General features: G+C 62.4%; 23 protein-coding genes and 2 tRNA genes. 21 read left to right on the top strand and 4 right to left on the bottom strand.

Features of this window, described 5'->3' with window-relative positions; translation table 11 throughout:
* Positions 1-10 precede the first annotated feature (10 nt).
* Positions 11-556, bottom strand: coding sequence for a LuxR C-terminal-related transcriptional regulator (locus tag PI87_RS09760; RefSeq protein ID WP_039597509.1), 546 nt, complete (start codon positions 554-556; stop codon positions 11-13).
* Between the two features lie 180 nt (positions 557-736).
* Between PI87_RS09760 and PI87_RS09755 the strand changes: the two genes are divergently transcribed.
* The 3 genes from PI87_RS09755 to PI87_RS09745 are packed head-to-tail and all read left to right on the top strand — an operon-like array spanning position 737 to position 2,889.
* Entirely contained in the window at positions 737-1,438 is a 702-nt protein-coding gene (locus tag PI87_RS09755) for a CoA transferase subunit A (RefSeq protein ID WP_021194687.1), read from the top strand.
* 10 nt (positions 1,439-1,448) lie between these two features.
* A complete protein-coding gene (locus tag PI87_RS09750; RefSeq protein WP_039597508.1) occupies positions 1,449-2,084 on the top strand; it encodes a 3-oxoacid CoA-transferase subunit B in 636 nt (211 codons plus the stop codon).
* A gap of 25 nt (positions 2,085-2,109) precedes the next feature.
* Positions 2,110-2,889: a 3-hydroxybutyrate dehydrogenase gene (locus PI87_RS09745; protein WP_039597507.1), complete on the top strand. Its 780-nt coding sequence runs from the start codon at positions 2,110-2,112 to the stop codon at positions 2,887-2,889.
* A 12-nt stretch (positions 2,890-2,901) separates the two neighbouring features.
* Here PI87_RS09745 and PI87_RS29045 read toward each other — a convergent pair whose 3' ends face one another.
* Complete coding sequence (locus PI87_RS29045) at positions 2,902-3,048, bottom strand: hypothetical protein (RefSeq protein WP_157003106.1); 147 nt, start codon at positions 3,046-3,048, stop codon at positions 2,902-2,904.
* Here PI87_RS29045 and PI87_RS09740 point away from each other — a divergent pair.
* The 14 genes from PI87_RS09740 to bluB all read left to right on the top strand — a co-directional run bounded on the left by PI87_RS09740 (position 3,047) and on the right by bluB (position 15,801).
* Positions 3,047-3,916, top strand: coding sequence for an alpha/beta fold hydrolase (locus tag PI87_RS09740; RefSeq protein WP_039597506.1), 870 nt, complete (start codon positions 3,047-3,049; stop codon positions 3,914-3,916). The genes PI87_RS29045 and PI87_RS09740 overlap by 2 nt on opposite strands.
* Positions 3,917-3,946: 30 nt before the next feature.
* A complete protein-coding gene (locus PI87_RS09735; protein WP_039597505.1) occupies positions 3,947-4,315 on the top strand; it encodes a RidA family protein in 369 nt (122 codons plus the stop codon).
* A 27-nt stretch (positions 4,316-4,342) separates the two neighbouring features.
* Positions 4,343-6,580: a RelA/SpoT family protein gene (locus PI87_RS09730; RefSeq protein ID WP_039597504.1), complete on the top strand. Its 2,238-nt coding sequence runs from the start codon at positions 4,343-4,345 to the stop codon at positions 6,578-6,580.
* Between the two features lie 22 nt (positions 6,581-6,602).
* Positions 6,603-6,679, top strand: a tRNA-Val gene (locus tag PI87_RS09725).
* 366 nt (positions 6,680-7,045) lie between these two features.
* Complete coding sequence (thrS, locus tag PI87_RS09720) at positions 7,046-8,953, top strand: threonine--tRNA ligase (RefSeq protein WP_039597503.1); 1,908 nt, start codon at positions 7,046-7,048, stop codon at positions 8,951-8,953.
* Positions 8,954-8,995: 42 nt separating this feature from the next.
* Entirely contained in the window at positions 8,996-9,517 is a 522-nt protein-coding gene (gene infC / locus PI87_RS09715; protein ID WP_442965463.1) for a translation initiation factor IF-3, read from the top strand.
* A gap of 167 nt (positions 9,518-9,684) precedes the next feature.
* Positions 9,685-9,882, top strand: a complete 198-nt coding sequence (gene rpmI / locus PI87_RS09710; protein WP_039597501.1) for a 50S ribosomal protein L35 — start codon at positions 9,685-9,687, stop codon at positions 9,880-9,882.
* Positions 9,883-9,910: 28 nt separating this feature from the next.
* Positions 9,911-10,267 carry a 50S ribosomal protein L20 gene (gene rplT, locus PI87_RS09705; RefSeq protein ID WP_039597500.1) on the top strand — a complete coding sequence of 119 codons (357 nt, stop codon included), beginning with the start codon at positions 9,911-9,913 and terminating at the stop codon, positions 10,265-10,267.
* 137 nt (positions 10,268-10,404) lie between these two features.
* A complete protein-coding gene (gene pheS, locus PI87_RS09700; RefSeq protein ID WP_192840335.1) occupies positions 10,405-11,433 on the top strand; it encodes a phenylalanine--tRNA ligase subunit alpha in 1,029 nt (342 codons plus the stop codon).
* Between the two features lie 61 nt (positions 11,434-11,494).
* Entirely contained in the window at positions 11,495-13,924 is a 2,430-nt protein-coding gene (gene pheT, locus PI87_RS09695; protein WP_039597499.1) for a phenylalanine--tRNA ligase subunit beta, read from the top strand.
* 81 nt (positions 13,925-14,005) lie between these two features.
* Entirely contained in the window at positions 14,006-14,422 is a 417-nt protein-coding gene (locus tag PI87_RS09690) for an integration host factor subunit alpha (RefSeq protein WP_039597498.1), read from the top strand.
* 36 nt (positions 14,423-14,458) lie between these two features.
* Positions 14,459-14,890 carry a MerR family transcriptional regulator gene (locus tag PI87_RS09685; RefSeq protein ID WP_039597497.1) on the top strand — a complete coding sequence of 144 codons (432 nt, stop codon included), beginning with the start codon at positions 14,459-14,461 and terminating at the stop codon, positions 14,888-14,890.
* Positions 14,891-14,949: 59 nt separating this feature from the next.
* Positions 14,950-15,026: transfer RNA gene (locus tag PI87_RS09680), tRNA-Pro, on the top strand.
* A gap of 91 nt (positions 15,027-15,117) precedes the next feature.
* Positions 15,118-15,801 (top strand): 5,6-dimethylbenzimidazole synthase, encoded by a 684-nt coding sequence (gene bluB / locus PI87_RS09675; protein WP_039597496.1) that lies wholly within the window; start codon positions 15,118-15,120, stop codon positions 15,799-15,801.
* A gap of 10 nt (positions 15,802-15,811) precedes the next feature.
* On the opposite strand, the gene PI87_RS09670 is transcribed toward bluB, so the two are convergent.
* Positions 15,812-16,753, bottom strand: a complete 942-nt coding sequence (locus PI87_RS09670; RefSeq protein ID WP_039597495.1) for a cupin domain-containing protein — start codon at positions 16,751-16,753, stop codon at positions 15,812-15,814.
* Between the two features lie 116 nt (positions 16,754-16,869).
* On the opposite strand from PI87_RS09670, the gene PI87_RS09665 reads away from it, so the two are divergent.
* The gene (locus tag PI87_RS09665) at positions 16,870-17,205 is read left to right on the top strand and encodes a carboxymuconolactone decarboxylase family protein (RefSeq protein ID WP_039597494.1); all 336 of its coding nucleotides are present in this window, start codon (positions 16,870-16,872) and stop codon (positions 17,203-17,205) included.
* 9 nt (positions 17,206-17,214) lie between these two features.
* On the opposite strand, the gene PI87_RS09660 is transcribed toward PI87_RS09665, so the two are convergent.
* Positions 17,215-18,162, bottom strand: a complete 948-nt coding sequence (locus PI87_RS09660) for an aldose epimerase family protein (RefSeq protein WP_039597493.1) — start codon at positions 18,160-18,162, stop codon at positions 17,215-17,217.
* A 321-nt stretch (positions 18,163-18,483) separates the two neighbouring features.
* Between PI87_RS09660 and PI87_RS09655 the strand changes: the two genes are divergently transcribed.
* The 3 genes from PI87_RS09655 to PI87_RS09645 all read left to right on the top strand — a co-directional run bounded on the left by PI87_RS09655 (position 18,484) and on the right by PI87_RS09645 (position 21,729).
* Positions 18,484-18,861 (top strand): hypothetical protein, encoded by a 378-nt coding sequence (locus PI87_RS09655; protein WP_039597492.1) that lies wholly within the window; start codon positions 18,484-18,486, stop codon positions 18,859-18,861.
* A 145-nt stretch (positions 18,862-19,006) separates the two neighbouring features.
* Positions 19,007-20,095, top strand: coding sequence for a DNA polymerase IV (gene dinB, locus PI87_RS09650; protein ID WP_039597491.1), 1,089 nt, complete (start codon positions 19,007-19,009; stop codon positions 20,093-20,095).
* 203 nt (positions 20,096-20,298) lie between these two features.
* A complete protein-coding gene (locus PI87_RS09645) occupies positions 20,299-21,729 on the top strand; it encodes an amino acid permease (RefSeq protein WP_039597490.1) in 1,431 nt (476 codons plus the stop codon).
* Positions 21,730-21,731: the final 2 nt, after the last annotated feature.

Genomic DNA, 21,731 nt, shown 5'->3' with positions numbered 1-21,731 from the left:
CCGCTGGGGCTCAGTGCCCCATCAGCCGCTGCACGAGTTCCAACGAGGTGTTGGCGGCGTACTTCTTCATCAGCCGCGCACGATAGATCTCCACCGTGCGCGGGCTGATCTCCAACTGCTTGCCAATCTGCTTGCTGGTCTTGCCCTCGACCAGTTGCGCGGCGATGTCGCGTTCGCGCGGCGTGAGTGCCGCCGTGACCGGCCGGTGCGCAGAAAGATCCTCGAACGTCCAGATGCCTTCGCCCAGCGGTTTGGTGCGATCCAGCGCGCGGCCCGTGACGTGGCACCAGAAAAGCTCACCGTTTGCGCGCTTCATGATGCGCTCGTCCGAGTAACTGCCGCGTGCGTTCATGACGGGAATGATGCGGGCGCCAGTGCGCTCGTATTCGTCATGCGTCGGATAGAGCAACTCAAACGATTGCCCGATCATCGTCGTGCGTGCGTGGCCGAAGATGCGCGCGGCTTCGTCGTTGACGTCGAGCATCACGCGCTCGCGTGACATCACCATGCCGACCGGGGCGAGCTGGAACGCGGTCTGATAGTCGAGTGCGGGCATGGCGGGTTCGGGTTAGGTTGAGGCCTTATGTAGTCGTACGTATTGCTGCGTTGCGTGACGCTTGCGTATTCTCGGCAAATTGTACCGTTACAATTTTCCGGCGCCGCATTGCACAAAGCTTAATCGTGTGTGCGGTCAAAACCCTGCCGGATTCGTTGGACTACCAAGGAAGGAGCACGCATGAACAAAATCTTCGCTAGCGCCAGCGAGGCGCTCGCGGGCGTCGTCAAAGACGGCCAGACCATCGCCGTGGGCGGCTTCGGCCTGTGCGGCATTCCGGAAGCCCTGATTGCCGCGCTGCGCGATTCGGGCGTCAAGAACCTCACCTGCATCTCCAACAACGCGGGCGTCGACGGTTTCGGCCTGGGCCTGCTGCTGGAAACCCGCCAGATCAAGAAAATGATTTCGTCCTACGTGGGCGAAAACAAGGAGTTCGAGCGCCAGTACCTGGCCGGCGAACTTGAGCTGGAATTCACCCCGCAAGGCACGCTTGCCGAGAAGCTGCGCGCCGGTGGCGCCGGCATCCCCGCGTTCTTCACCAAGACCGGTGTCGGCACCCTGGTGGCTGAGGGCAAGGAGCTGCGTGAGTTCGATGGCGAAACGTACGTCATGGAACGCTCGCTGGTGCCCGATGTGTCGCTGGTCAAGGCGCAAGTGGCGGACAAGTCCGGCAACCTGCGCTTCAACCTGACCGCGCGCAACTTCAACCCGGCGGCTGCAACGGCCGGCAAGATCTGCATCGTCGAGGTCGAAGAGATCGTCGAAGTGGGCGAGCTTGCACCGGACGATATCCACCTGCCCGGCATCTACGTGCAGCGCATCGTGCTCAATGCCACGCCCGAGAAGCGCATCGAAAAGCGCACCATCCGAGCAGCCAACTAAGGAGACCGACATGGCCTGGACTCAAGACCAAATGGCGGCGCGTGCTGCCCAGGAATTGCAAGACGGTTTCTACGTGAACCTCGGTATCGGCATCCCGACGCTGGTCGCCAACCACACCGGTGACAAGGAAGTCTGGCTGCAGAGCGAAAACGGCATGCTCGGCATCGGCCCATTCCCTACGGAAGACGAAGTGGATGCTGACCTCATCAACGCCGGCAAGCAGACCGTGACCACGCTGCCGGGCAGCGCCATCTTCGGCAGCGATCAGAGCTTTGCGATGATCCGCGGCGGCAAGATCAACCTGTCGATTCTCGGCGCGATGCAGGTGAGCGAGAAGGGCGATCTGGCCAACTGGATGATCCCCGGCAAGATGGTCAAGGGCATGGGCGGCGCGATGGACCTCGTGGCCGGCGTCAAGCGCGTGATCGTGCTGATGGAGCACACCGCCAAGAAGAAGGACGGCACCGAAGACTTGAAGCTGCTGCCGAAGTGCACGCTGCCGCTGACGGGCGTGGGCGTGGTCGATCGCATCATTACGGACCTGGGCGTGATGGACGTGACGGAGCAGGGCCTGAAGCTGGTCGAAACTGCGCCGGGTGTGTCGCGCGAAGAGGTCCAGGCCAAGACTGGCGTCACCCTGCTGTAATCGCTGCTGATATCCGGAGACACGCATGCTGCAAGGAAAAACCGCCCTCGTCACGGGCTCGACCAGCGGGATCGGTCTGGGCATTGCCTGCTCGCTGGCCGCGCAGGGTGCCAACATCATCATGAACGGCTTTGGCGATGTAGAAGGGCCCAAGGCCCAAATCGCTGCGGCAGGCAAGAACGCCATCCGTATCGGTTACCACGGTGCCGATATGAGCAAGCCCGCTGAGATCGAAGCGATGTTCGCCTACGCCGACGCCGAGTTCGGTGGCGTGGACATCCTCGTCAACAACGCCGGCATCCAGTACGTGGCCAACGTGGAGGATTTCCCAACCGAACGTTGGGACGCCATCATCGCCATCAACCTGACCTCGGCCTTCCACACCACGCGGCTGGCTGTGCCGGGCATGAAGCGCAAGAACTGGGGCCGCATCATCAACATCGCCTCGGCGCATGGTCTGGTGGCATCGGCGCAGAAGTCGGCGTATGTGGCGGCCAAGCACGGCATTGTCGGCTTTACCAAGTCTGTGGCGCTGGAGACGGCGCAGACGGGCGTGACGTCCAACGCAATCTGCCCAGGCTGGGTGCTGACGCCGCTGGTGCAGAAGCAGATCGATGCGCGTGCCGAGAAGGATGGGCTGTCCGCACTGGAAGCCAAGAAGGACCTGCTGATGGAAAAGCAGCCTTCTGGCGAATTCGTCACGCCCGATCAGCTCGGTGCGCTGGCGGTGTTCCTATGCAGCGACGCGGCCGAACAGGTGCGCGGCGTGGCCTGGAACATGGATGGTGGCTGGGTGGCGCAGTAACGCGGTCGACGTTCAGGAAAAGCCTCGCTGCGGCGAGGCTTTTTTGTTTTTGCGAAGATGCAGCATGTCTGCTGCGCCGCCGCATGGTTGCTGGGCCAGCGTACAATCAGGCTTCGCTTTCTCCCGCTGTTTCTGTTTATACGTGTAGGAGTCGTTCATGCCCGTTTCGCCGCGCCTCGCTTTCGTGCAGTGCCTGAGCCCATCCGGCCTGCATCGGATGGCTTATCACGAGTGGGGCGATCCGCAGAACGCGCGCGTGCTGGTCTGCGTGCATGGCCTCTCGCGCACGGGGCGCGACTTCGACGTGCTGGCGCAAGCGCTGTGCAACGACTATCGCGTGATCTGTCCCGACGTGGTTGGGCGCGGCCGCTCTGACTGGCTGGCCGATCCGAAGGGCTATGTGTTGCCGCAGTACGTGTCCGATATGGTCACGCTGCTGGCGCGCCTGAACGTGGAGTCGGTGGACTGGTTTGGTACGTCGATGGGCGGGCTGATTGGTATGAGCTTGGCGGGTCTACCGAAATCGCCAGTCCGCAAGCTGCTGCTCAACGATGTGGGCCCGCGCGTGACGGAGTCGTCCTTGACGCGTATCGGGGCCTACCTGGGCCTGAACGTCCGCTTCAAGACCTTCGACGAAGGCCTTGCCTATCTCAAGACGATCAGCGCATCGTTCGGGCCGCATACGCCGGAGCAATGGCGCGAGCTGAACACCGCCATCCTCAAGCCGCAGGGCGGCGAGTGGATCCTGCACTATGATCCGCGCCTGGCCGAGCCTTTCAAGAGCGCCACGCCCGAACTGATTGCCGCCGGTGAAGCCGCGCTGTGGAAGCTGTTCGAGGCGATTCCCGGCGAGGTGCTGATCGTGCGCGGCGCGCAGTCCGACTTGCTCACGCGCGAGACCGTCGAGGCCATGATGCAGCGCGGCCAGCATGTGAACACGGTGGAGATTCCTGACGTGGGCCACGCGCCGACCTTCATCCAGCCGGATCAGGTGGCGATCGCCCGCAAGTTCTTCCTCGGTCAATGACCGTTTGCCGACCCCAATCTGATTCGCAACATGAGCACTGAACTGAAGCGTTACAACGTCGAACATCGTTACTCCGACGCGGCCGTCTACAACGGTGTCGTGTACGTGGCTGGCCAGGTGCCAGAGACCACGCTGGACGCAGGCATTGCCGAGCAGACGGCAGAAGTGCTCGCCATTATCGATCGAGTGCTGGCCGCCAACGGCAGTGACAAGACGCGCATCCTGATGTGCCAGATCTTCCTGAAAGACATCACCGACATTGGCGAGATGAACAAGGTGTGGGACCAGTGGGTCGCCGCTGAGTCCAAGAACTCGCCGCCGCGCGCCACGGTAGAGGCCGCGCTGGCCAACCCGAAGTACCGCATCGAAATCGTCGTGACGGCAGCGCTGAAGAGCTGAACCCGTCGCGTCACAGCAGGACGCATCATGGAGAACAAGACCGACCGGCCGGCCGAGGGGGCCGGCAAGTTGGCAACACTCGCGGCAGAGCAGGTCGCTAGGGCGATCGAATACCTCGCGGCCAATGCCGGCGACAACGTCACGCTGACTGGCGAGTCGCTGGAGTCGCACGCACGCGGCACCATTGCCATCCTCGAAGGGCTGCGTGTCGATACGCCATCGTTGCAGGCGGCGGCGTTGTTCCTGCTGCCGACGCTGGCGATGGACAACGAAAAGGCGCTCGAGCCCGCATTCGGTGCCGAGGTGGTCAAGCTCGTGCACGACGTGCGGCAATTGCTGCGCATCGGTGCGATTGCTGGCCTAGTCAGCCCGACGGATGCCAGCATCACGCGCAAGAACGAAGCTGAGGCGCGCCGCGCGCAGGTCGAGGCTTTGCGCAAGATGCTGCTGGCATTTGCGCAGGACATTCGCGTGGTGCTGATCCGGCTGGCGTCGCGGTTGCAATCGCTGCGCTGGCTGGCGCAAAGCAAGCGCCCCGCGCCCGAAGGCATGGCGCGTGAGACGCTCGATATCTACGCGCCGCTGGCCAACCGCCTGGGCATCTGGCAACTCAAGTGGGAGCTTGAAGACCTCGGCTTCCGCTTTGAAGACCCAGACACCTACAAGCGCATCGCCCGCCTGCTCGACGAAAAGCGCATCGAGCGCGAAAAGTTCATCGGCGAGGCCATCGCGCAACTGCAGAAGACGCTGCATGACGCCGGCATCCAGGCCGAGGTGAGCGGCCGGCCCAAGCACATCTACAGCATCTGGAAGAAGATGCGCGGCAAGGAACTCGACTTTGCCGATCTGTACGACGTGCGGGCCTTCCGCGTGATCGTCGACGACATCAAGGATTGCTACACCGTGCTCGGTTTCGTGCACCACATGTGGCAGCCGATCCCGAAGGAGTTCGACGACTACATCTCGCGCCCGAAGGCCAACGGCTACATGTCGCTGCACACGGTGGTGATCGGCGACGACGGGCGTGCGCTGGAAGTGCAGATCCGCACGCGCGAGATGCACCACTTTGCCGAGTACGGGGTGGCCGCCCACTGGCGCTACAAGGAAGCTGGCAGCAAGGGCTACGCCGGCCAGTTCTCCGCCAGCGAGCGCTACGACGAGAAGATTGCCTGGCTGCGTCAGCTGCTCGCCTGGAAGGACGACGCCGAACACACCGTCGCGCATGAAGATTCTCCGTGGGAGCAGCTCAAACACACAGAGCTGGATGATCACATCTACGTGCTGACGCCGCAGGCACGCGTGATCGCGCTGCCGCAAGGTGCAACGCCGGTCGACTTCGCTTACTACCTGCACAGTGATCTCGGCCACCGCTGCCGCGGCGCGCGCGTCGATGGCACGATGGTGCCGTTGAATACGCCGCTGAAGAACGGGCAGACGGTCGAGATCGTGACCGTCAAGCACGGCGGTCCGTCGCGTGACTGGCTGAACACCGAGCTGCACTATCTGGTCAGCCCCCGCGCGCGGACCAAGGTGCGCGCGTGGTTCAATGCGATGGAGTTGGAGGAGACGCTTGCGCAGGGCCGGGCGCTCATCGACAAGACGTTGCAGCGCGAGGGCAAGACCGCCGTCAACCTGGAAGAGTTGGCGGCCAAGCTTGGCTACAAGACGCCGGATGATCTTTATGCGGTGGTCGCCAAGGACGAATTGAGCCTGCGCCGCATCGAGGCCGTGCTGCGCTCGGATGGTGCACCGCCGCCCGCACCTGTTGACGATGAAGCAGCGATCACCAAGAAGAGCAAAGCCACCAGCGTCGCGCGCGGTGCGAAGAGTGGCGTGCTGGTGGTGGGTGTCGATTCGCTGCTCACGCAGATGTCGCGCTGCTGCAAGCCGGCGCCGCCAGACCCGATCGTCGGTTTCGTCACGCGTGGGCGTGGTGTGTCGATTCATCGGCAAAACTGTGCGACGTTCCAGCAACTGGCCGCCCGCGCACCGGGCCGGGTGATCCAGACGGAGTGGGGCCAGCGCAGCGATTCGGTCTATCCGATCGACATTCAGGTCGAGGCGCTGGACCGCCAGGGCTTGCTGCGCGACATCTCGGAAATCCTCTCGCGCGAGAAGATCAATGTGACCGGGGTGCGCACGCTGTCGAGCAAGGGCGTCGCCAAAATGCAGTTCACCGCCGAGGTGGCGGAGGCGACGCAACTGCAACGTGCACTGACTTTGATAGAAGAAGTGCAAGGGGTATTGACAGCCCGAAGGAAGTGACGGTATAGTCTTGTTCTTCGGCAGGCTCGTAGCTCAGCTGGTTAGAGCACCACCTTGACATGGTGGGGGTCGTTGGTTCGAGTCCAATCGAGCCTACCAACGCATATTGCAGGACGCGTCGGGTAGGATGTCCAAGCCGTCATCCCTCGGGTTTGTCCCGTACAACTGAAAACAAGGCGAATATGATTCGAGCACCGCGAACTACAACCGCTTCGGAGCGACAGTAGTCAAGGTGCGTTTTTCGCCCTTTGCGGTCTGCCCCAGCGGTAGATGGCGCAAATGAAAACGCGGCCTTGGCCGCGTTTTTTTTCGTCCGCAGTTTCGTGTCACGCGTGGCGATCAAGCTGAAAACGCTTCGAAGCATCGGATTCGACAACCTGCCACGCCAGATCGGCGCGGCGCACGACAGAATGACAGCCGTCGGGCGCATCTGAAGCGCACGACGGCGACTCCACAGGAGCAAGCATGATCGCAATCACGTTGCCGGACGGTTCCCGGCGTGAGTTTCCCGGCCCGGTGACGGTGGCTGAAGTGGCGCAAAGCATCGGCGCAGGTCTGGCCAAGGCTGCGCTGGCGGGCCGCGTGGACGGCCAGATGGTCGACACGAGCCACTCGATCGACCGCGACGCCAAGCTCGCCATCATCACCGACAAGGACGCCGACGGCGTCGACGTGATCCGCCACTCCACGGCCCACTTGCTGGCCTACGCCGTCAAGGAGTTGTATCCCGAGGCGCAGGTCACGATCGGCCCGGTCATCGACAACGGCTTCTACTACGACTTCGCCTACAAGCGCCCCTTCACGCCGGAAGACCTCGTCGCCATCGAAAAGAAGATGGCCGAGCTCGCCAAGAAAGATGAGAAGGTCACGCGCGAAGTTTGGAACCGTGATGACGCCGTCAAGCTGTTCCAGGGCATGGGTGAGAAATACAAGGCCGAGATCATCGCCTCCATTCCGGAAGACCAAGAGATTGGGCTCTACCGCGAAGGCAATTTCGTTGACCTCTGCCGTGGCCCGCACGTGCCGTCCACGGGCAAGCTGAAGGTCTTCAAGCTGATGAAGGTGGCCGGCGCCTACTGGCGTGGCGACCACAACAACGAGATGCTCCAGCGCATCTACGGCACGGCCTGGGCCAAGAAAGAAGACCAGGAAGCCTATCTGCACATGCTGGAAGAGGCCGAGAAGCGCGACCACCGCAAGCTCGGCCGCGAGCTCGACCTGTTCCACATCGATGAGACTGCGCCTGGCATGGTGTTCTGGCACCCCAAGGGCTGGACGCTGTGGCAGGAGATCGAGCAGTACATGCGCCGCGTCTACCGCGAGAACGGTTACCAGGAAGTGAAGGGGCCGCAGATTCTCGACAAGTCGCTGTGGGAAAAGACTGGTCACTGGGACAAGTACCGCGAGAACATGTTCATCACGGAATCGGAGAAGCGCGAATACGCGCTCAAGCCGATGAACTGCCCCGGTCACATTCTCATCTACAAGCAAGGCATCAAGAGCTACCGTGATCTGCCGCTGCGCTTCGGCGAGTTTGGCGCGTGCCATCGCAACGAGCCTTCGGGTGGCCTGCACGGCATCATGCGCGTGCGCGGTTTCACGCAGGATGACGGCCATATCTTCTGTACCGAAGGCATGATCCAGGCCGAGGTGACGGCGTTCACGACGCTGCTACAGAAGGTCTACAAGGATTTCGGCTTTACCGAGATTCTCTACAAGCTGTCCACGCGCCCGGAAAAGCGCATCGGCACCGAAGAAAGTTGGGACCGGGCTGAAGCCGCGCTGGCCGAAGGTCTGCGTGCATCGGGTTGCGAATTCGAGTACCTGCCGGGCGAGGGTGCGTTCTACGGCCCGAAGATCGAATATGTGTTGAAAGACGCACTCGGTCGCCAATGGCAGTGCGGCACGATTCAGGTTGACCCGAACCTGCCGGAGCGCCTGGATGCCGAGTTTGTTGGCGAAGACGGCGCGCGCCACCGCCCGATCATGCTGCATCGAGCCATCGTCGGCAGCCTGGAGCGCTTTATCGGTATCTTGATCGAGCAATACGCCGGTGCGCTGCCGACGTGGCTTTCGCCGGTGCAGATTGCGGTGCTCAGCATCACCGATTCGCACGCCGAATACGCACAATCCGTTGCGCAATCCCTGCAAAAACAAGGATTTAGGGCGGTCGTCGATTTGCGGAATGAGAAGATTGGGTATAAAATCCGCGAGCATTCCGTCCAGAAGGTCCCCTATCAGGTTGTGGTGGGCGACAAAGAACGGGATGAAAATCAGGTGGCCGTGCGTGCCCGTGGCAACGTCGATCTAGGCTCCATGCCGCTGTCGGCGTTCGTTGAGCGACTGCAGAACGATCTCGCCAACAAGTCATGAGCTGGGCACGGCCTGTTTTTTTGAATCTTTGAGGACATCAACATCGCTACTGAGAAATCTCACCGCATCAACCGCGAGATCAGCGCACCGGAAGTCCGGCTGACCGGGGTTGAGGGAGAAGCGCTCGGCATCGTCAAGCTGTTCGACGCACTGCGTCTGGCAGAAGAAAAAGACGTCGACCTGGTCGAGATCGCGCCGACTGCGCAGCCGCCCGTCTGCCGCCTGATGGACTATGGCAAGTTCAAGTATTCGGAGCAGAAGAAGGCTCACGAAGCCAAGCTGAAGCAGAAGGTCATCCAGGTGAAGGAAGTCAAATTCCGTCCTGGTACTGACGATGGCGACTATGACGTCAAGCTGCGCAATCTGAAGCGCTTCCTGGAAGAAGGGGATCGTACCAAGATCACGCTGCGTTTCCGTGGCCGCGAAATGGCTCACCAGGAACTCGGCATGCGCATGCTGGAGCGTCTCAAGACTGACTTGGAAGAGTTCGGTCAGGTTGAGCAGATGCCGAAGATGGAAGGTCGCCAGGCAGTGATGATGTTGGCACCAAAGAAGAAGAAGTAATGCAGCGGCGGCCGGACGATTCCGGCTGCGCTGAGTAGGTTCCAGACGGAAACGTCGGAAAACGCGGCAGGCGTCAAAGTCTGCCGCGATACAACAAGTGAGTCCGGGTCTTGCAAGTGTCGGCGTCAGCCGTCCACCTGGCTTCATGTCAAAAACGGAGTTGTTCCATGCCGAAGATGAAGACGAAGAAAAGCGCCTCCAAGCGCTTTACTGCCCGTCCTGGTGGCACGATCAAACGTGGCCAAGCCTTCAAGCGTCACATCCTGACCAAGAAGACCACCAAGAACAAGCGTCACCTGCGCGGTACCCAGGGCGTCCATGAGACGAACCTGAAGTCCGTTCGCGCAATGATGCCGTACGCCTAACCCTAACTAACTACGAAAGGAGCATTTCATGCCTCGAGTAAAACGTGGGGTCACAGCGCGGGCCCGTCATAAGAAGGTTATCAACGCTGCCAAGGGTTACCGCGGCCGCCGCAATAACGTCTATCGCATCGCCAAGCAGGCGGTCATGCGTGCTGGTCAGTACGCTTACCGCGATCGTCGCAACAAGAAGCGCGTGTTCCGCGCACTCTGGATTGCACGTATCAACGCTGGCGCACGCGAGCACGGCCTGACCTACAGCAAGTTCATGAACGGCCTGAAGAAGGCGTCCATCGAGCTGGACCGCAAGGTGCTGTCGGACATGGCCATTCACGACAAGGTGGCATTTGCCGCCATCGTGAACCAGGTGAAAGCCAACGTCGCCTGATTGGATTAGCCGGGCAGGCCACTGGAATTGCCCAATCGCTTGCCGGCTAGTCACCCTGACGGGGCTCTCACCGAGCCCCGTTTTTTATTCCGCAGTTCCGAATCACCCGAATTTTTTTCGCTCGCCTTCCCATGTCACTGGATCTGGATCAAGTCGTCGTCGATGCCCAAAACGCGTTTGCCTCTGTGGAGGACAACGCCTCGCTGGAAAACGAGAAGGCGCGCTTTCTCGGCAAGTCCGGCGTGCTGACCGACTTGCTCAAAGGCCTGGGCAAGCTGGACCCGGAGACACGCAAGTCCGAAGGCGCGCGCATCAACCAGGCTAAGAGCCGCGTTGAAGAGGCCCTGACCGCCCGCCGCCAGGCACTGGCCGATGCGCTCATGAACGCGCGCCTGGCGGCCGAGGCGATCGACGTGACGCTGCCCGGCCGCGATGTGGCCGAAGGCAGCCTGCACCCGGTGATGAACACCTGGGAGCGCGTCGCCAAGATCTTCGGTTCGATCGGTTTCGATGTGGCTGACGGCCCCGAAATCGAATCCGACTGGATGAACTTCACGGCGCTGAACAACCCGGACAACCATCCGGCGCGCTCGATGCAGGACACCTTCTACATCGACGGCCGCGACAGCGACGACAAGCTCCTGCTGCTGCGCACGCACACCAGCCCGATGCAGGTGCGCTACGCCCGTATGCACGTCGAGAAGTACAAGCACCTCGACCGTATTCCCCCGATCAAGGTCATCGCCCCGGGCCGCACGTATCGTGTGGATAGCGACGCCACGCACTCGCCGATGTTCCACCAGGTCGAAGGTCTCTGGATTGCCGACAACATCAGCTTTGCCGACTTGAAGGGCGTCTACACCGACTTCCTGCGCAACTTCTTTGAGCGCGATGACATCCAGGTGCGCTTCCGCCCGTCGTACTTCCCGTTCACCGAGCCGTCGGCCGAGATCGACATGGCCTTCGGCAACGGCAAATGGCTGGAGATTTCCGGTTCCGGCCAAGTGCACCCGACCGTGGTGCGCAACATGGGTCTGGACCCGGAGCGTTACATCGGCTTTGCGTTCGGCTCCGGTCTGGAGCGCCTCACGATGCTGCGCTATGGCATCAACGATCTGCGCCTGTTCTTCGAGGGCGATGTGCGTTTTCTGCGCCAGTTCGCGTAAGCGCTGCACTCGCACTGGTCACCCGTCGCTCCGTTAATCGAATTCTCTTTTCTGTCGCGCCATGCAATTTCCGGAATCCTGGCTTCGCAGTTTCGTCAATCCGCCGATCACCACGGATGAGTTGTCCCATCGCTTGACGATGGCTGGCCTCGAAGTGGAAGAGGTCGATCCCGTCGCACCGCCGTTCTCGCAGATCGTTGTCGGCCATGTGGTCGAGGTGAACAAGCACCCGGACGCCGATCGCCTCAACGTTTGCAAGGTCGACGCGGGTACGGGCGAGTTGCTGCAGATCGTCTGCGGCGCGCCGAACGTGTCGGTGGGCATCAAAGTGCCGTGCGCGATGGTGGGCGCCGAACTGCCGCCGGGCGAAGACGGCAAGCCGTTCAAGATCAAGATCGGCAAGCTGCGCGGCGTGGAGAGCTACGGCATGCTGTGCTCGGCGCGCGAGCTGAAGCTGTCGGAAGACCACGGCGGCCTGCTGATCCTGCCGGAAGACACGCCGGTGGGTGCGGATATCCGCAAGGTGCTCGATCTGGATGACCAGATTTTCGTGATCAAGCTCACCCCCAACAAGGCGGACTGCCTGTCGATCCATGGCGTGGCACGCGAAGTGTCCGCGCTGACAGGCGCGCCGATCACGTTGCCGTCGATGGCGCCGGTGGCGGTGACGCTGGCTGACAAGTTGCCGGTCAAGGTGGAAGCGCCGGACCTGTGCGGCCGCTTCTCGGGCCGCATCATCCGCGGCGTGAACGCGCATGCGAAGACGCCGGCCTGGATGGTGTCGCGCATCGAGCGTGCGGGCATGCGCAGCGTGTCGGCACTGGTCGATATCTCCAATTACGTGATGCTGGAGCTGGGTCGTCCGTCGCACGTGTTCGATCTGGAAAAGATCCACGGCGGCCTGACGGTCCGCTGGGGCAAGGCCGGCGAAGAACTCAAGCTGCTGAACGGCGACACCATCACCGTCGACGAAAAGGTCGGCGTGATCTCGGACGAGCAGGCCATCGAAAGCCTGGCCGGCATCATGGGCGGCGACAAGACCGCCGTCACGCTCGACACGCAGAACATCTATCTCGAAGCCGCATTCTGGTGGCCGGCCTCCATTCAGGGCCGCGCGCGTCGCTACAACTTCTCGACCGACGCAGGCCACCGCTTCGAGCGCGGCGTTGATTACGCGACCACCGTTGAACACATCGAGCGCATCAGCGCGCTGATCCTCGACATCTGCGGCGGCCAGGCTGGCCCGATCGATGATCAGATCGTGAATCTGCCCAAGCGCGAGCCGGTGCGCATGCGTGTGGCACGCGCCGCGCGCGTGCTCGGCATTCCGCTGTCGCACGAAGTCGTGGCGGATGTGTTCAAGCGACTCGGCCTCACGTTCAACGTGGAAGGCGATGTGTTCACCGTCGAGCCGCCGTCGTATCGATTCGATCTCGAGATCGAGGAAGATCTGATCGAAGAAGTCGCCCGCATCTACGGTTTCGAGCAGATCCCTGCCAAGCCACCGGTGGCCGAGAGCGCCATGCGCCCGACCGACGAGGCACGCCGCACGATGCACGACGTGCGCCATGCCGTGGCCGCGCGTGACTATCACGAGGTCGTCAATTTCGCCTTCGTCGAGACCGAATGGGAAGCCGATTTTGCCGGCAATACCAACCCGATTCCGCTGCTGAACCCGATTGCCAGCCAGTACTCGGTGATGCGCAGCACGCTCATCGGTGGTCTGCTCGACAAGGTGCGCTACAACCTGAACCGCAAGGCTTCGCGCGTGCGCATGTTCGAGGTGGGCCGCGTGTTCCATCGCGATGCGAGTGTGGCGGATGGCGGCCTGTCCGTTGCCGGCTATGCGCAACCGATGATGGCCGGTGGCATTGCCTATGGCCCGGCCAAGGAAGAACAGTGGGGCGTGCAGACGCGTGCCGTCGATTTCTTCGACGTGAAGGGCGATGTGGAATCGCTGCTGTGGCCGCTGCAGGCGCGTTTCGAACGCGTCGAGCATCCGGCGCTGCACCCGGGCCGCTCCGCACGTGTGGTGCTAGATGGCCGCGCAATCGGCTGGATCGGTGAGCTGCATCCGCGTTGGCTGCAAAAGTATGACCTGCCGACGGCACCGATCGTGTGGGAGCTCGAGCTCGACGCCATCACCGCCATCGGTCTGCCGAAGTATCGTGAAGTGCCGCGCGTGCCGGCCGTGACGCGGGATATCGCGCTGGTCGTGCGCCAGGACGTGGCGGTGCAGGATCTGGTGGATACGTTCGAGAAAACGGCCGTCGGTACCCCGTGGCAGCGCTATCTGCAAGGCGTTGTGCTGTTCGACGAATTCCGTCCGAAGGCCGCCACGGCTGCCATTGGGGCGCAGGAGAAAAGCCTTGCCTTCAGAATTACGTTGCAAGATACTGACAGCACCCTCCAGGACGACATTGTCGAGGCCGCCACACAGCAACTGATTCGAGCGGCCGGCGATGCATTCGGCGCGCGCCTGCGCGCCTGACGTCTTAAGCGACGTCAGCACTGCGCTAGAGACAGCTCGAACGAACCTCCGCATTCGGATCGAAACGCCCATGCGAATCCTATGAACGATCAACACGCGCCCGCGTTGGCAGCATCCTTGGACGACTCGCTCGGTTCTTCTTCGTCAGCACTGGCCGACGCGCGTGATGCGCGGGGGCAAGATGTGCCGACGCTCACGAAGGCCGAGCTTGCCGAGATGCTGTTCGAGCAGGTTGGCCTGAACAAGCGTGAGTCGAAGGACATGGTCGAAGCATTCTTCGACGTGATTCGCGAGGCGCTCGAGCAGGGTGACAGTGTCAAGCTGTCCGGCTTCGGTAACTTTCAGCTGCGCGACAAGCCGCAGCGTCCGGGTCGTAACCCGAAGACTGGGGAGATCATCCCTATCACGGCGCGCCGCGTCGTCACGTTCCACGCCAGCCAGAAGCTCAAGGCGCTCGTTGAAGAGCGCGTCGAGCCGCTGCCTGTGAGTGCTGCGTAATTCTTCCGTTCATTCTGTTTCTTTCGCCAGCCCTTTATGGCCGCCGATAAGCATACGGAGCGGGTTAACCTGCCGCCGATTCCTGCCAAGCGCTACTTCACCATCGGTGAGGTGAGCGACTTGTGCGCTGTCAAACCGCACGTGCTGCGCTATTGGGAGCAGGAGTTCACACAACTCAAGCCGGTCAAGCGGCGTGGCAATCGCCGCTACTATCAGCATCATGAAGTGCTGCTGATTCGGCGTATTCGCGAACTGCTGTACGAGCAGGGCTTCACGATCAACGGCGCGCGCAATCGGCTCGATGAGTTGCGACATGGTGCGAGTGCCGCGCCGGTAGAGGAAGTCGAGGTTCCGCAAGTAGTGGCCGTGGCGCCGGTGCCAGCCGCTGAAAGTGGCCCCGTCGATGTGCCGGGCTTGCGGCGTGCGCTGCAGTCGGTGCTGGAGATTCTGCGCAGCGATAAACCGTAAGCGCACTCGGTACCCACTAGTCATCTGCGCTGCGGCTCTGTTATACTTTCATGCTTGTTCGGGGCGTAGCGCAGCCTGGTAGCGTACCTGCATGGGGTGCAGGTGGTCGGAGGTTCAAATCCTCTCGCCCCGACCAGAAATATCGAAGGACTTACGGTGATGAGCCGTAAGTCCTTTTTGTTTTCTGCGCGCAGATCCATGCGCGCGTGTCAGTTGCTGTTCGAGCCATGAGCCAATTCCGGTATAGCGATGTTGAGGTCGATGCCGTCTATCGCGTTATCCGCGAACGACGCGATATGCGTCACTTTCGACCGGGTCCGCTCGATGCGGCTCTCCTGACACGATTGCTGCAGGCTGCGCATCTCGGCCCCAGCGTCGGCTTCATGCAGCCATGGCGTTTCATCCATATCACTGATCGAACAGTGCGAGAGCGTGTGCATGCGCTGGTCGAGGCCGAGCGTCAGCGGACGGCCGTTGCGCTGGGCGAGCGGCAGGATGATTTCATGCGACTCAAGGTCGAAGGCATCCTGGAGTGCGGAGAGGTCTTGGTGGCGGCGCTGATGGATGGGCGCGAACAACATGTCTTCGGCCGACGCACGTTGCCGGAGATGGATCTGGCATCGGTCGCCTGTGCCATTCAAAACCTGTGGTTGGCCGCCAGGGCAGAAGGGATCGGTATGGGATGGGTCTCGCTGTTCGATCCTGAACAGCTTGGTCAACTGCTCTTGCTGCCGCCCGGTGCCAAGCCGGTGGCGGTGCTGTGCCTTGGCCAGGTCGACCAGTTCTACGATCAGCCGATGCTTGAACAGCAGCGATGGGCAGCCCGGCAACCGCTCCATGAATTGCTGTTCGAAAATGGTTGGGGCAATCCGAGTCCGCTTGCTGACAAGGTTCCGAGCGACGCTGATTGACCCATCTCCCTCAGTCTGACGCCGTCTTGCGTTGTTCTGTCACCGCCCGCCGATATTGCGCGGGCGTCATCCCCAATTGCTGCTTGAACGCCTTGCCGAAAGCCGCTTCGGATTGGTAACCGACGCGCGCGCCGATTTCCCCTGCGTTGAGTCGCGTGTGAATCAACATGTCGCACGCGAGCGTCATGCGCACTCGCGTGAGGAAATCCCACACCGTCATGTCGGCGCGTGCTTTGAAGTGACGTGCGTAGGTGGCACGTGACATGGCGGCCAGATCAGCGAGTGCATCGATCGTCCATGCACGTTCGGGCGTGTTGAGCATGGCCCGTACCGACGGGCCGAGACGCGTATCCGATAGCAGTGTCAGCGTGCCGGGGCCGGCATTCTCGCGCTGACCGTATACGCGTAGGGCCAGTGTCAGCAGCGCCTGACTCAACGATGTGACGATCGCCAATGCACCCGGGGCCCGCGTTTCGGCCTCGCTGCGCATCATGTCAATGACGGCTTGCAGCGCTGGAAACGAAGCACTATCACTCAAGGACACGTGCAGCGGGTCGGGCAGCGTGCGCACCAGCAGCGTGGTCGATCCAGGTTCGTGCACAAAGCGGCCGCAGAGCAGGTCGACCTCGGCAGCGCCGCGGCCGGTCTGGCGCAGCGGGAGCATGCCGTCGTGTGAGGCGCGCGGTTTGCGAGCGGGTGTGTCGGCGCTGCTGGCTGGGTCATGAATGGTGTGGGCGTGACCGCGTGGGAAGAGGATGAAATCGCCTTCGCGCAAGGTGAGTGTGCGGCCGTCCGTTTCCACCAGGCACGTGCCGGACAGCACGAGGTGGAACAGCGCCTGACCATCTGGCTCGAGGTCGTGCGGGATCGAGAACGGGCCCTGAAACATGCAGCGCAGATCCAGGCTGGCCTGCGGGCGGGTCAACCGGATGAATTGGCTGAGTGGATCCATTGAGACGATCTCGATAGAAATTGGTTGAATCGAGTATTCAACGGATCGCCTATATAGACAATACTCTTTCCAACGGCGCGGGCATCGGGCCAGTGCCACACCACCGGGAGCACATCATGCTGAACTGGGTTGAGTATCGGAAGGAACTGCTGGGGCGCATTGGCGAGATCGGCAAGATCACGCCGGATACGGTCAACGGCTATCAGACGCTGTCGGGCGCAAAGACCGGCAGCCTGGATGCCAAGACGCGTGAACTGATTGCCCTGGCTGTGGCGGTGACGACGCGTTGCGATGGCTGTATCACCGTGCACACTGCTGAAGCGCTCAAGCACGGCGCCACGCATGAAGAGATTGCCGATGCGCTGAGCGTGGCGATTTCGCTCAATGCCGGCGCTGCGCTGGTGTACTCGGCACGCGTCATGGATGCGGTGCAGGCGTACGAGAAGGCCTGAGCGTGTTAGCTAGCGCGTGATTCGCAGGCGGCAGGTTGCCTGGCGTGTTTCGCCGGGGGCGAGCAGGTGCAGGCCCTCGCCGTGGTGGATCGCGTTGGGCAGGCCCATCCAGGGCTCGACGCAGTAGAAGTCGGACGTGGCGTTTTCCGTCCAGGTGGTGATGGCGTGCCAGGGTACCGGTGCGCCATCGACCTCGATGCGGATGCGGCGGCCAAGCGGTGCGCCTGCGTACGGCGGAATGACGAGCGTGGCCGCGCCGGCGTCATCCAGCAGGTGATAGCGGTCCTGCAGCGCCGGGTCGTCGAGCCGGTAGGTTGGCCGTCCGGGTTCCGGCGTATCGAGGCTGCCATCGGCCAACTGGCGCGAGAGTCGCGATGGCGGCATCAGCAGCTTAGCCGTGCTGCGCAACGCGTGCGGCAGTGCCAGGTAGAAATGATGGCCGGCATAGAACGGCATCGGCGCATGCGAGTCGCCGTCGTCGAGGTGCTTGACCGAGAAAGTCGCTTCCAGCCCGTCAATCAACAGCCGATACGTGACGCGAAATTCGAACGCGAACGGATAGCCGTCGCGCGTTCGCGGGCTGTCACGCAGCAGCATGACGACGTGCGTGTCGCTCGCGTCTTCCACCTCAAATGGCAGGTCGCGTGCAAAGCCGTGTTGCGGAAGGGCGTGAATGTGCCCGCGTGCGTCGCGCCACCGGCCGATCTCGTCGTCTACAAAGTGCCGACCGATGAAGGGAAACAGCAGCGGATTGCCGCCGCGCACCTTGGCCGGGCTGGACCAGTCTGCAGGTTCAGGCCAGAACAGAATCTCTTCACCGAGATGCCGCCAGCGCACGAGCCGGCCGCCGGCCTCCGGTGCGAGCAGCAGCATCGAACCTTCCGCGCTTGCGTCGTCAACGTCGCCAATGCGGATCAGCGTGCGGTCCTGGAAGCGTGCGGTGGGCAGGTCGTGCATGGGAGGGTGACTTGTTGGCATCGGGTTCGCGTACTAGATTGTCAATGCGTTTTGCCCGGAGGGAAACCATGTCCGCCGATCGGTCCGTCAATTGCGCGCATCCCGCACACACTGTTCCACCCCCTGACGAGCCATCGCCGCCGGGAATCCCTCCTGACTTGCCGTCGCCCGATGAACCCCCGCCGCCGGTCGAGCCGCCCGAGGTGTTGCGCATGTAATGCGCTGTTACCAATCGTCACAGCTTTGCGTAAAGTGGTTCGTAAGATAGCGCCAGTCCCCGCGCGACTTGCGCGTTTCTACAACGACAATACGAGCCCAATCATGTCGATTCTTCCGCGTCTGACTCTGTGTGCTGTGCTGGCGGCCTCCGTGGCCGGCTGTGTGGTGGCCCCGCCGCAGCAAACTCGCACGGTAGTGGTGCGCGAGCCCGCTCCGGCGCCTGCGCCGGCACCGGTTGATCCGCGTGCCCGCTTTGACCAGGTGCAGGGCCGTCTCGCTGAGGAATTCCACCGCGTTGACGTGCGCCAGTCGCAGGGCTACATCGATCCGTACCGTGGCGATGGCCTGCGTGACCGCCTGCGCCGCATCCGCCAGGAAACCAACGACATGGCCAGCCAGCACAACGGCGGCCTGTCTGGCGACGAGCAGCACGCGCTGAACGACGAACTCGGCGCCGTGGCCCGCGACATCAACCGTTAAGCCGCTTTTCCCGTCTCACCATTCGCCGATGCTGCGCTGCGGTATCGGCGAAATGCATTGTTGCGCGCCGCTGCGTGCGCGCTTGGCGGAAGCTGGTACGCTTGCGTTCCTCCTGAACGTGCAAGCCCGACTCTGACGCGGGTTTCTGCGGCCCTCTGCCGTGCGAAAGATCATCCACTGCGACTGCGATTGCTTCTACGCCGCCATCGAGATGCGCGATGACCCGCGCCTGGTCGGCAAGCCGCTGGCCGTAGGCGGGCGTCCCGAGCGGCGCGGCGTGGTGGCCACCTGCAACTACGAAGCGCGCAAGTTCGGCATCCACTCGGCGATGCCTATGTCGCAGGCCGTCAAGCGCTGCCCGGAGCTGCTGATCGTGCCGCCGTCCATGGACAAGTATCGCCAGGTCGCGCGCCAGATCTTCGCCATCTATCACAGCTATACGCCGCTGGTGGAGCCGCTCTCGCTAGACGAGGCGTACCTCGATGTGAGCGATAGCCCGATGCTCGCCGGCAGCGGTACCCGCATCGCCGAGGACATCCGCCGCCGCGTGCGCGAAGAGATCGGTATCACCGTGTCAGCCGGGGTGGCACCCAACAAGTTCATCGCCAAGATCGCCAGCGATTGGAAGAAGCCCGACGGCCTGTTTGTGGTGCGGCCGGAGCAGGTGGATGCGTTTGTGGCCGAGCTGCCCGTGGAGCGCCTGTTTGGCGTGGGCAAGGTGACGGCTGCCAAGCTGCGCCGGTTGGGCGCTGAAACCTGCGGTGACCTGCGCAGCTGGGGCACCGATCGGTTGCAACAGCATTTCGGCGTCTTCGGTTTCCGGTTGCACGACCTCTGCCGCGGCATCGACCACCGGCAGGTGCAACCCTCGCAGATCCGCAAATCCGTCAGCGTGGAAGAGACCTACGCCACAGACCTGCGCACGCTAGACGATTGCCAGCGCGAGCTGATCCTCCTTGTCGAGCAGCTTGCCGCGCGCGTTGAGCGTGCCCGCGCTGCGGACATGATCCACAAGACCTACGTCAAGCTGCGCTTCGCGGATTTTCGCGGCACGACGGTCGAGTGCATCCACCCGAAGGTGTCGTTGCCTGTGTTCTCGAAGTTGCTCACGCAGGGCTTCGAGCGGCGGCGGATTCCAGTGCGCTTGCTGGGCGTGGGCGTGCGCTTGTATGAGTCCGATGCGCACGCGCGCCAACAGACGCTGTTCACAGAAGACGCCGACACCGTCGAGTGAACCGAAATTGTTGTGAGGTGTTGTGACTCACGACAATCGGATGCGAATTGTCCTATTTTCTTGTCTGCACTACGGCGATGTGGAAGGGCGGGCATCGTCACCGGGTAAAATGCCCGCTTTTTGCAAAAATCCGCCGCCGCGCGCCACACGTGCGCGACAGTGCATCCGTACCCACGGAGGCACGCAGACAGGAGACGCAGTCAATGAGTTTGTTTCGTACCAAAAACGTGGATCACATGATCCGCACGGGCCACAGCGATACTGGCCTGAAGAAAGTCCTCGGGCCCATGGACCTGACCTTCCTGGGCGTCGGCGCCATCATCGGCACCGGCATCTTCGTGCTCACGGGCACGGGCGCGCTGACCGCCGGCCCCGCACTCACGTTGTCGTTCATCGTTGCCGCGCTGGCTTGCGGATTTGCCGCACTGTGCTACGCCGAGTTCGCCTCGACCATTCCCGTATCCGGCTCGATCTATACCTATGCCTACGCCACGATGGGTGAGCTAGTCGCCTGGATCATCGGCTGGGACTTGATGCTCGAATATGGCCTGGCGACTTCCGCCGTGTCGGTGGGCTGGTCCGGCTACTTCCAATCGCTCCTGTCGGGCTTCGGCCTGCACTTGCCGGTGGCACTCACGGCTGCGCCGGGTGCAATCCCGGGCGTGCAGACGCTGTTCAACCTGCCGGCACTGGTGATCATGCTGCTCATCACCACGGTGCTGTCGTTTGGCGTGCGGGAATCGGCGCGTGCCAACAACATCATGGTGGTGATCAAGGTGACGGTGGTGCTGCTGTTCATCTTCGTGGGCGTGCGCCACGTGCAGCCGGCCAACTGGCAGCCGTTCATGCCGTTTGGCATGGAGGGCGTGTTTGGTGCCGCAGCCATCGTGTTCTTCGCCTTCATCGGCTTCGACGCAGTCACCTCTGCGGCGGAAGAGGTACGCAACCCCAAGCGCGACCTGCCGATCGGCATCATTGGCTCGCTGGCGGTCTGCACCATCCTCTACGTGGTGGTGGCCGCGATCATGACCGGCATCGTGCCGTTCTCGAAGTTCGCCGGTGTTGATCACCCCGTGTCGCTTGCGCTGCAGATGGCGGGTGAGAGCTGGGTGGCTGGGTTTGTGGATCTGGGCGCCATCATCGGCATGACCACGGTGATCCTGGTGATGGCGTATGGCCAGACCCGCATCATCTTCGCCATGTCGCGTGACGGCCTGCTGCCCAAGCGCCTGTCGCACATCCATCCGCGCTACGCGACGCCGTTCCTGAACACGTGGGTGGTCGGCATCGTGTTTGCCGTGATCGCCGCGTTCGTGCCGCTGAACGTGCTGGCCGAGCTGATCAACATCGGCACGCTGGCAGCGTTCTCGCTGATTGCGGTCGCGGTGCTGGTCCTGCGCCGCACGCGTCCCGATCTGCATCGCGGTTTCCGCTGCCCGGGCGTGCCGGTGGTGCCGCTGCTGGCCATCGGTATGTGCCTGTTCCTGATGAGCCATCTGCAGGCCGTCACCTGGATCGCTTTCGCGGTTTGGGTGGTGATCGGCCTGCTGGTGTACTTCGGCTATGCGCGCCGCCGTTCGCTGCTGCATACGCCGCAGCAAGGTGCCATCCCGGCTTCGGAAACGGCGCGCTGATC

This window comes from Ralstonia sp. A12, assembly GCF_000801955.1.
Taxonomy (GTDB): domain Bacteria; phylum Pseudomonadota; class Gammaproteobacteria; order Burkholderiales; family Burkholderiaceae; genus Ralstonia.
The sequence above is the reverse complement of the archived record's forward strand: the minus strand, read 5'-3'. Positions and strand labels throughout refer to the sequence as shown.

Excerpts from the sequence above, each read along its gene's own strand:
- PI87_RS09760 (WP_039597509.1), bottom strand. The coding sequence starts at position 556 with ATGCCCGCACTCGACTATCAGACCGCGTTCCAGCTCGCCCCGGTCGGC.
- PI87_RS09755 (WP_021194687.1), top strand. The coding sequence starts at position 737 with ATGAACAAAATCTTCGCTAGCGCCAGCGAGGCGCTCGCGGGCGTCGTC.
- PI87_RS09750 (WP_039597508.1), top strand. The coding sequence starts at position 1,449 with ATGGCCTGGACTCAAGACCAAATGGCGGCGCGTGCTGCCCAGGAATTG.
- PI87_RS09745 (WP_039597507.1), top strand. The coding sequence starts at position 2,110 with ATGCTGCAAGGAAAAACCGCCCTCGTCACGGGCTCGACCAGCGGGATC.
- PI87_RS09740 (WP_039597506.1), top strand. The coding sequence starts at position 3,047 with ATGCCCGTTTCGCCGCGCCTCGCTTTCGTGCAGTGCCTGAGCCCATCC.
- PI87_RS29045 (WP_157003106.1), bottom strand. The coding sequence starts at position 3,048 with ATGAACGACTCCTACACGTATAAACAGAAACAGCGGGAGAAAGCGAAG.
- PI87_RS09735 (WP_039597505.1), top strand. The coding sequence starts at position 3,947 with ATGAGCACTGAACTGAAGCGTTACAACGTCGAACATCGTTACTCCGAC.
- PI87_RS09730 (WP_039597504.1), top strand. The coding sequence starts at position 4,343 with ATGGAGAACAAGACCGACCGGCCGGCCGAGGGGGCCGGCAAGTTGGCA.
- thrS (WP_039597503.1), top strand. The coding sequence starts at position 7,046 with ATGATCGCAATCACGTTGCCGGACGGTTCCCGGCGTGAGTTTCCCGGC.
- rpmI (WP_039597501.1), top strand. The coding sequence starts at position 9,685 with ATGCCGAAGATGAAGACGAAGAAAAGCGCCTCCAAGCGCTTTACTGCC.
- rplT (WP_039597500.1), top strand. The coding sequence starts at position 9,911 with ATGCCTCGAGTAAAACGTGGGGTCACAGCGCGGGCCCGTCATAAGAAG.
- pheT (WP_039597499.1), top strand. The coding sequence starts at position 11,495 with ATGCAATTTCCGGAATCCTGGCTTCGCAGTTTCGTCAATCCGCCGATC.
- PI87_RS09690 (WP_039597498.1), top strand. The coding sequence starts at position 14,006 with ATGAACGATCAACACGCGCCCGCGTTGGCAGCATCCTTGGACGACTCG.
- PI87_RS09685 (WP_039597497.1), top strand. The coding sequence starts at position 14,459 with ATGGCCGCCGATAAGCATACGGAGCGGGTTAACCTGCCGCCGATTCCT.
- bluB (WP_039597496.1), top strand. The coding sequence starts at position 15,118 with ATGAGCCAATTCCGGTATAGCGATGTTGAGGTCGATGCCGTCTATCGC.
- PI87_RS09670 (WP_039597495.1), bottom strand. The coding sequence starts at position 16,753 with ATGGATCCACTCAGCCAATTCATCCGGTTGACCCGCCCGCAGGCCAGC.
- PI87_RS09665 (WP_039597494.1), top strand. The coding sequence starts at position 16,870 with ATGCTGAACTGGGTTGAGTATCGGAAGGAACTGCTGGGGCGCATTGGC.
- PI87_RS09660 (WP_039597493.1), bottom strand. The coding sequence starts at position 18,162 with ATGCACGACCTGCCCACCGCACGCTTCCAGGACCGCACGCTGATCCGC.
- PI87_RS09655 (WP_039597492.1), top strand. The coding sequence starts at position 18,484 with ATGTCGATTCTTCCGCGTCTGACTCTGTGTGCTGTGCTGGCGGCCTCC.
- PI87_RS09645 (WP_039597490.1), top strand. The coding sequence starts at position 20,299 with ATGAGTTTGTTTCGTACCAAAAACGTGGATCACATGATCCGCACGGGC.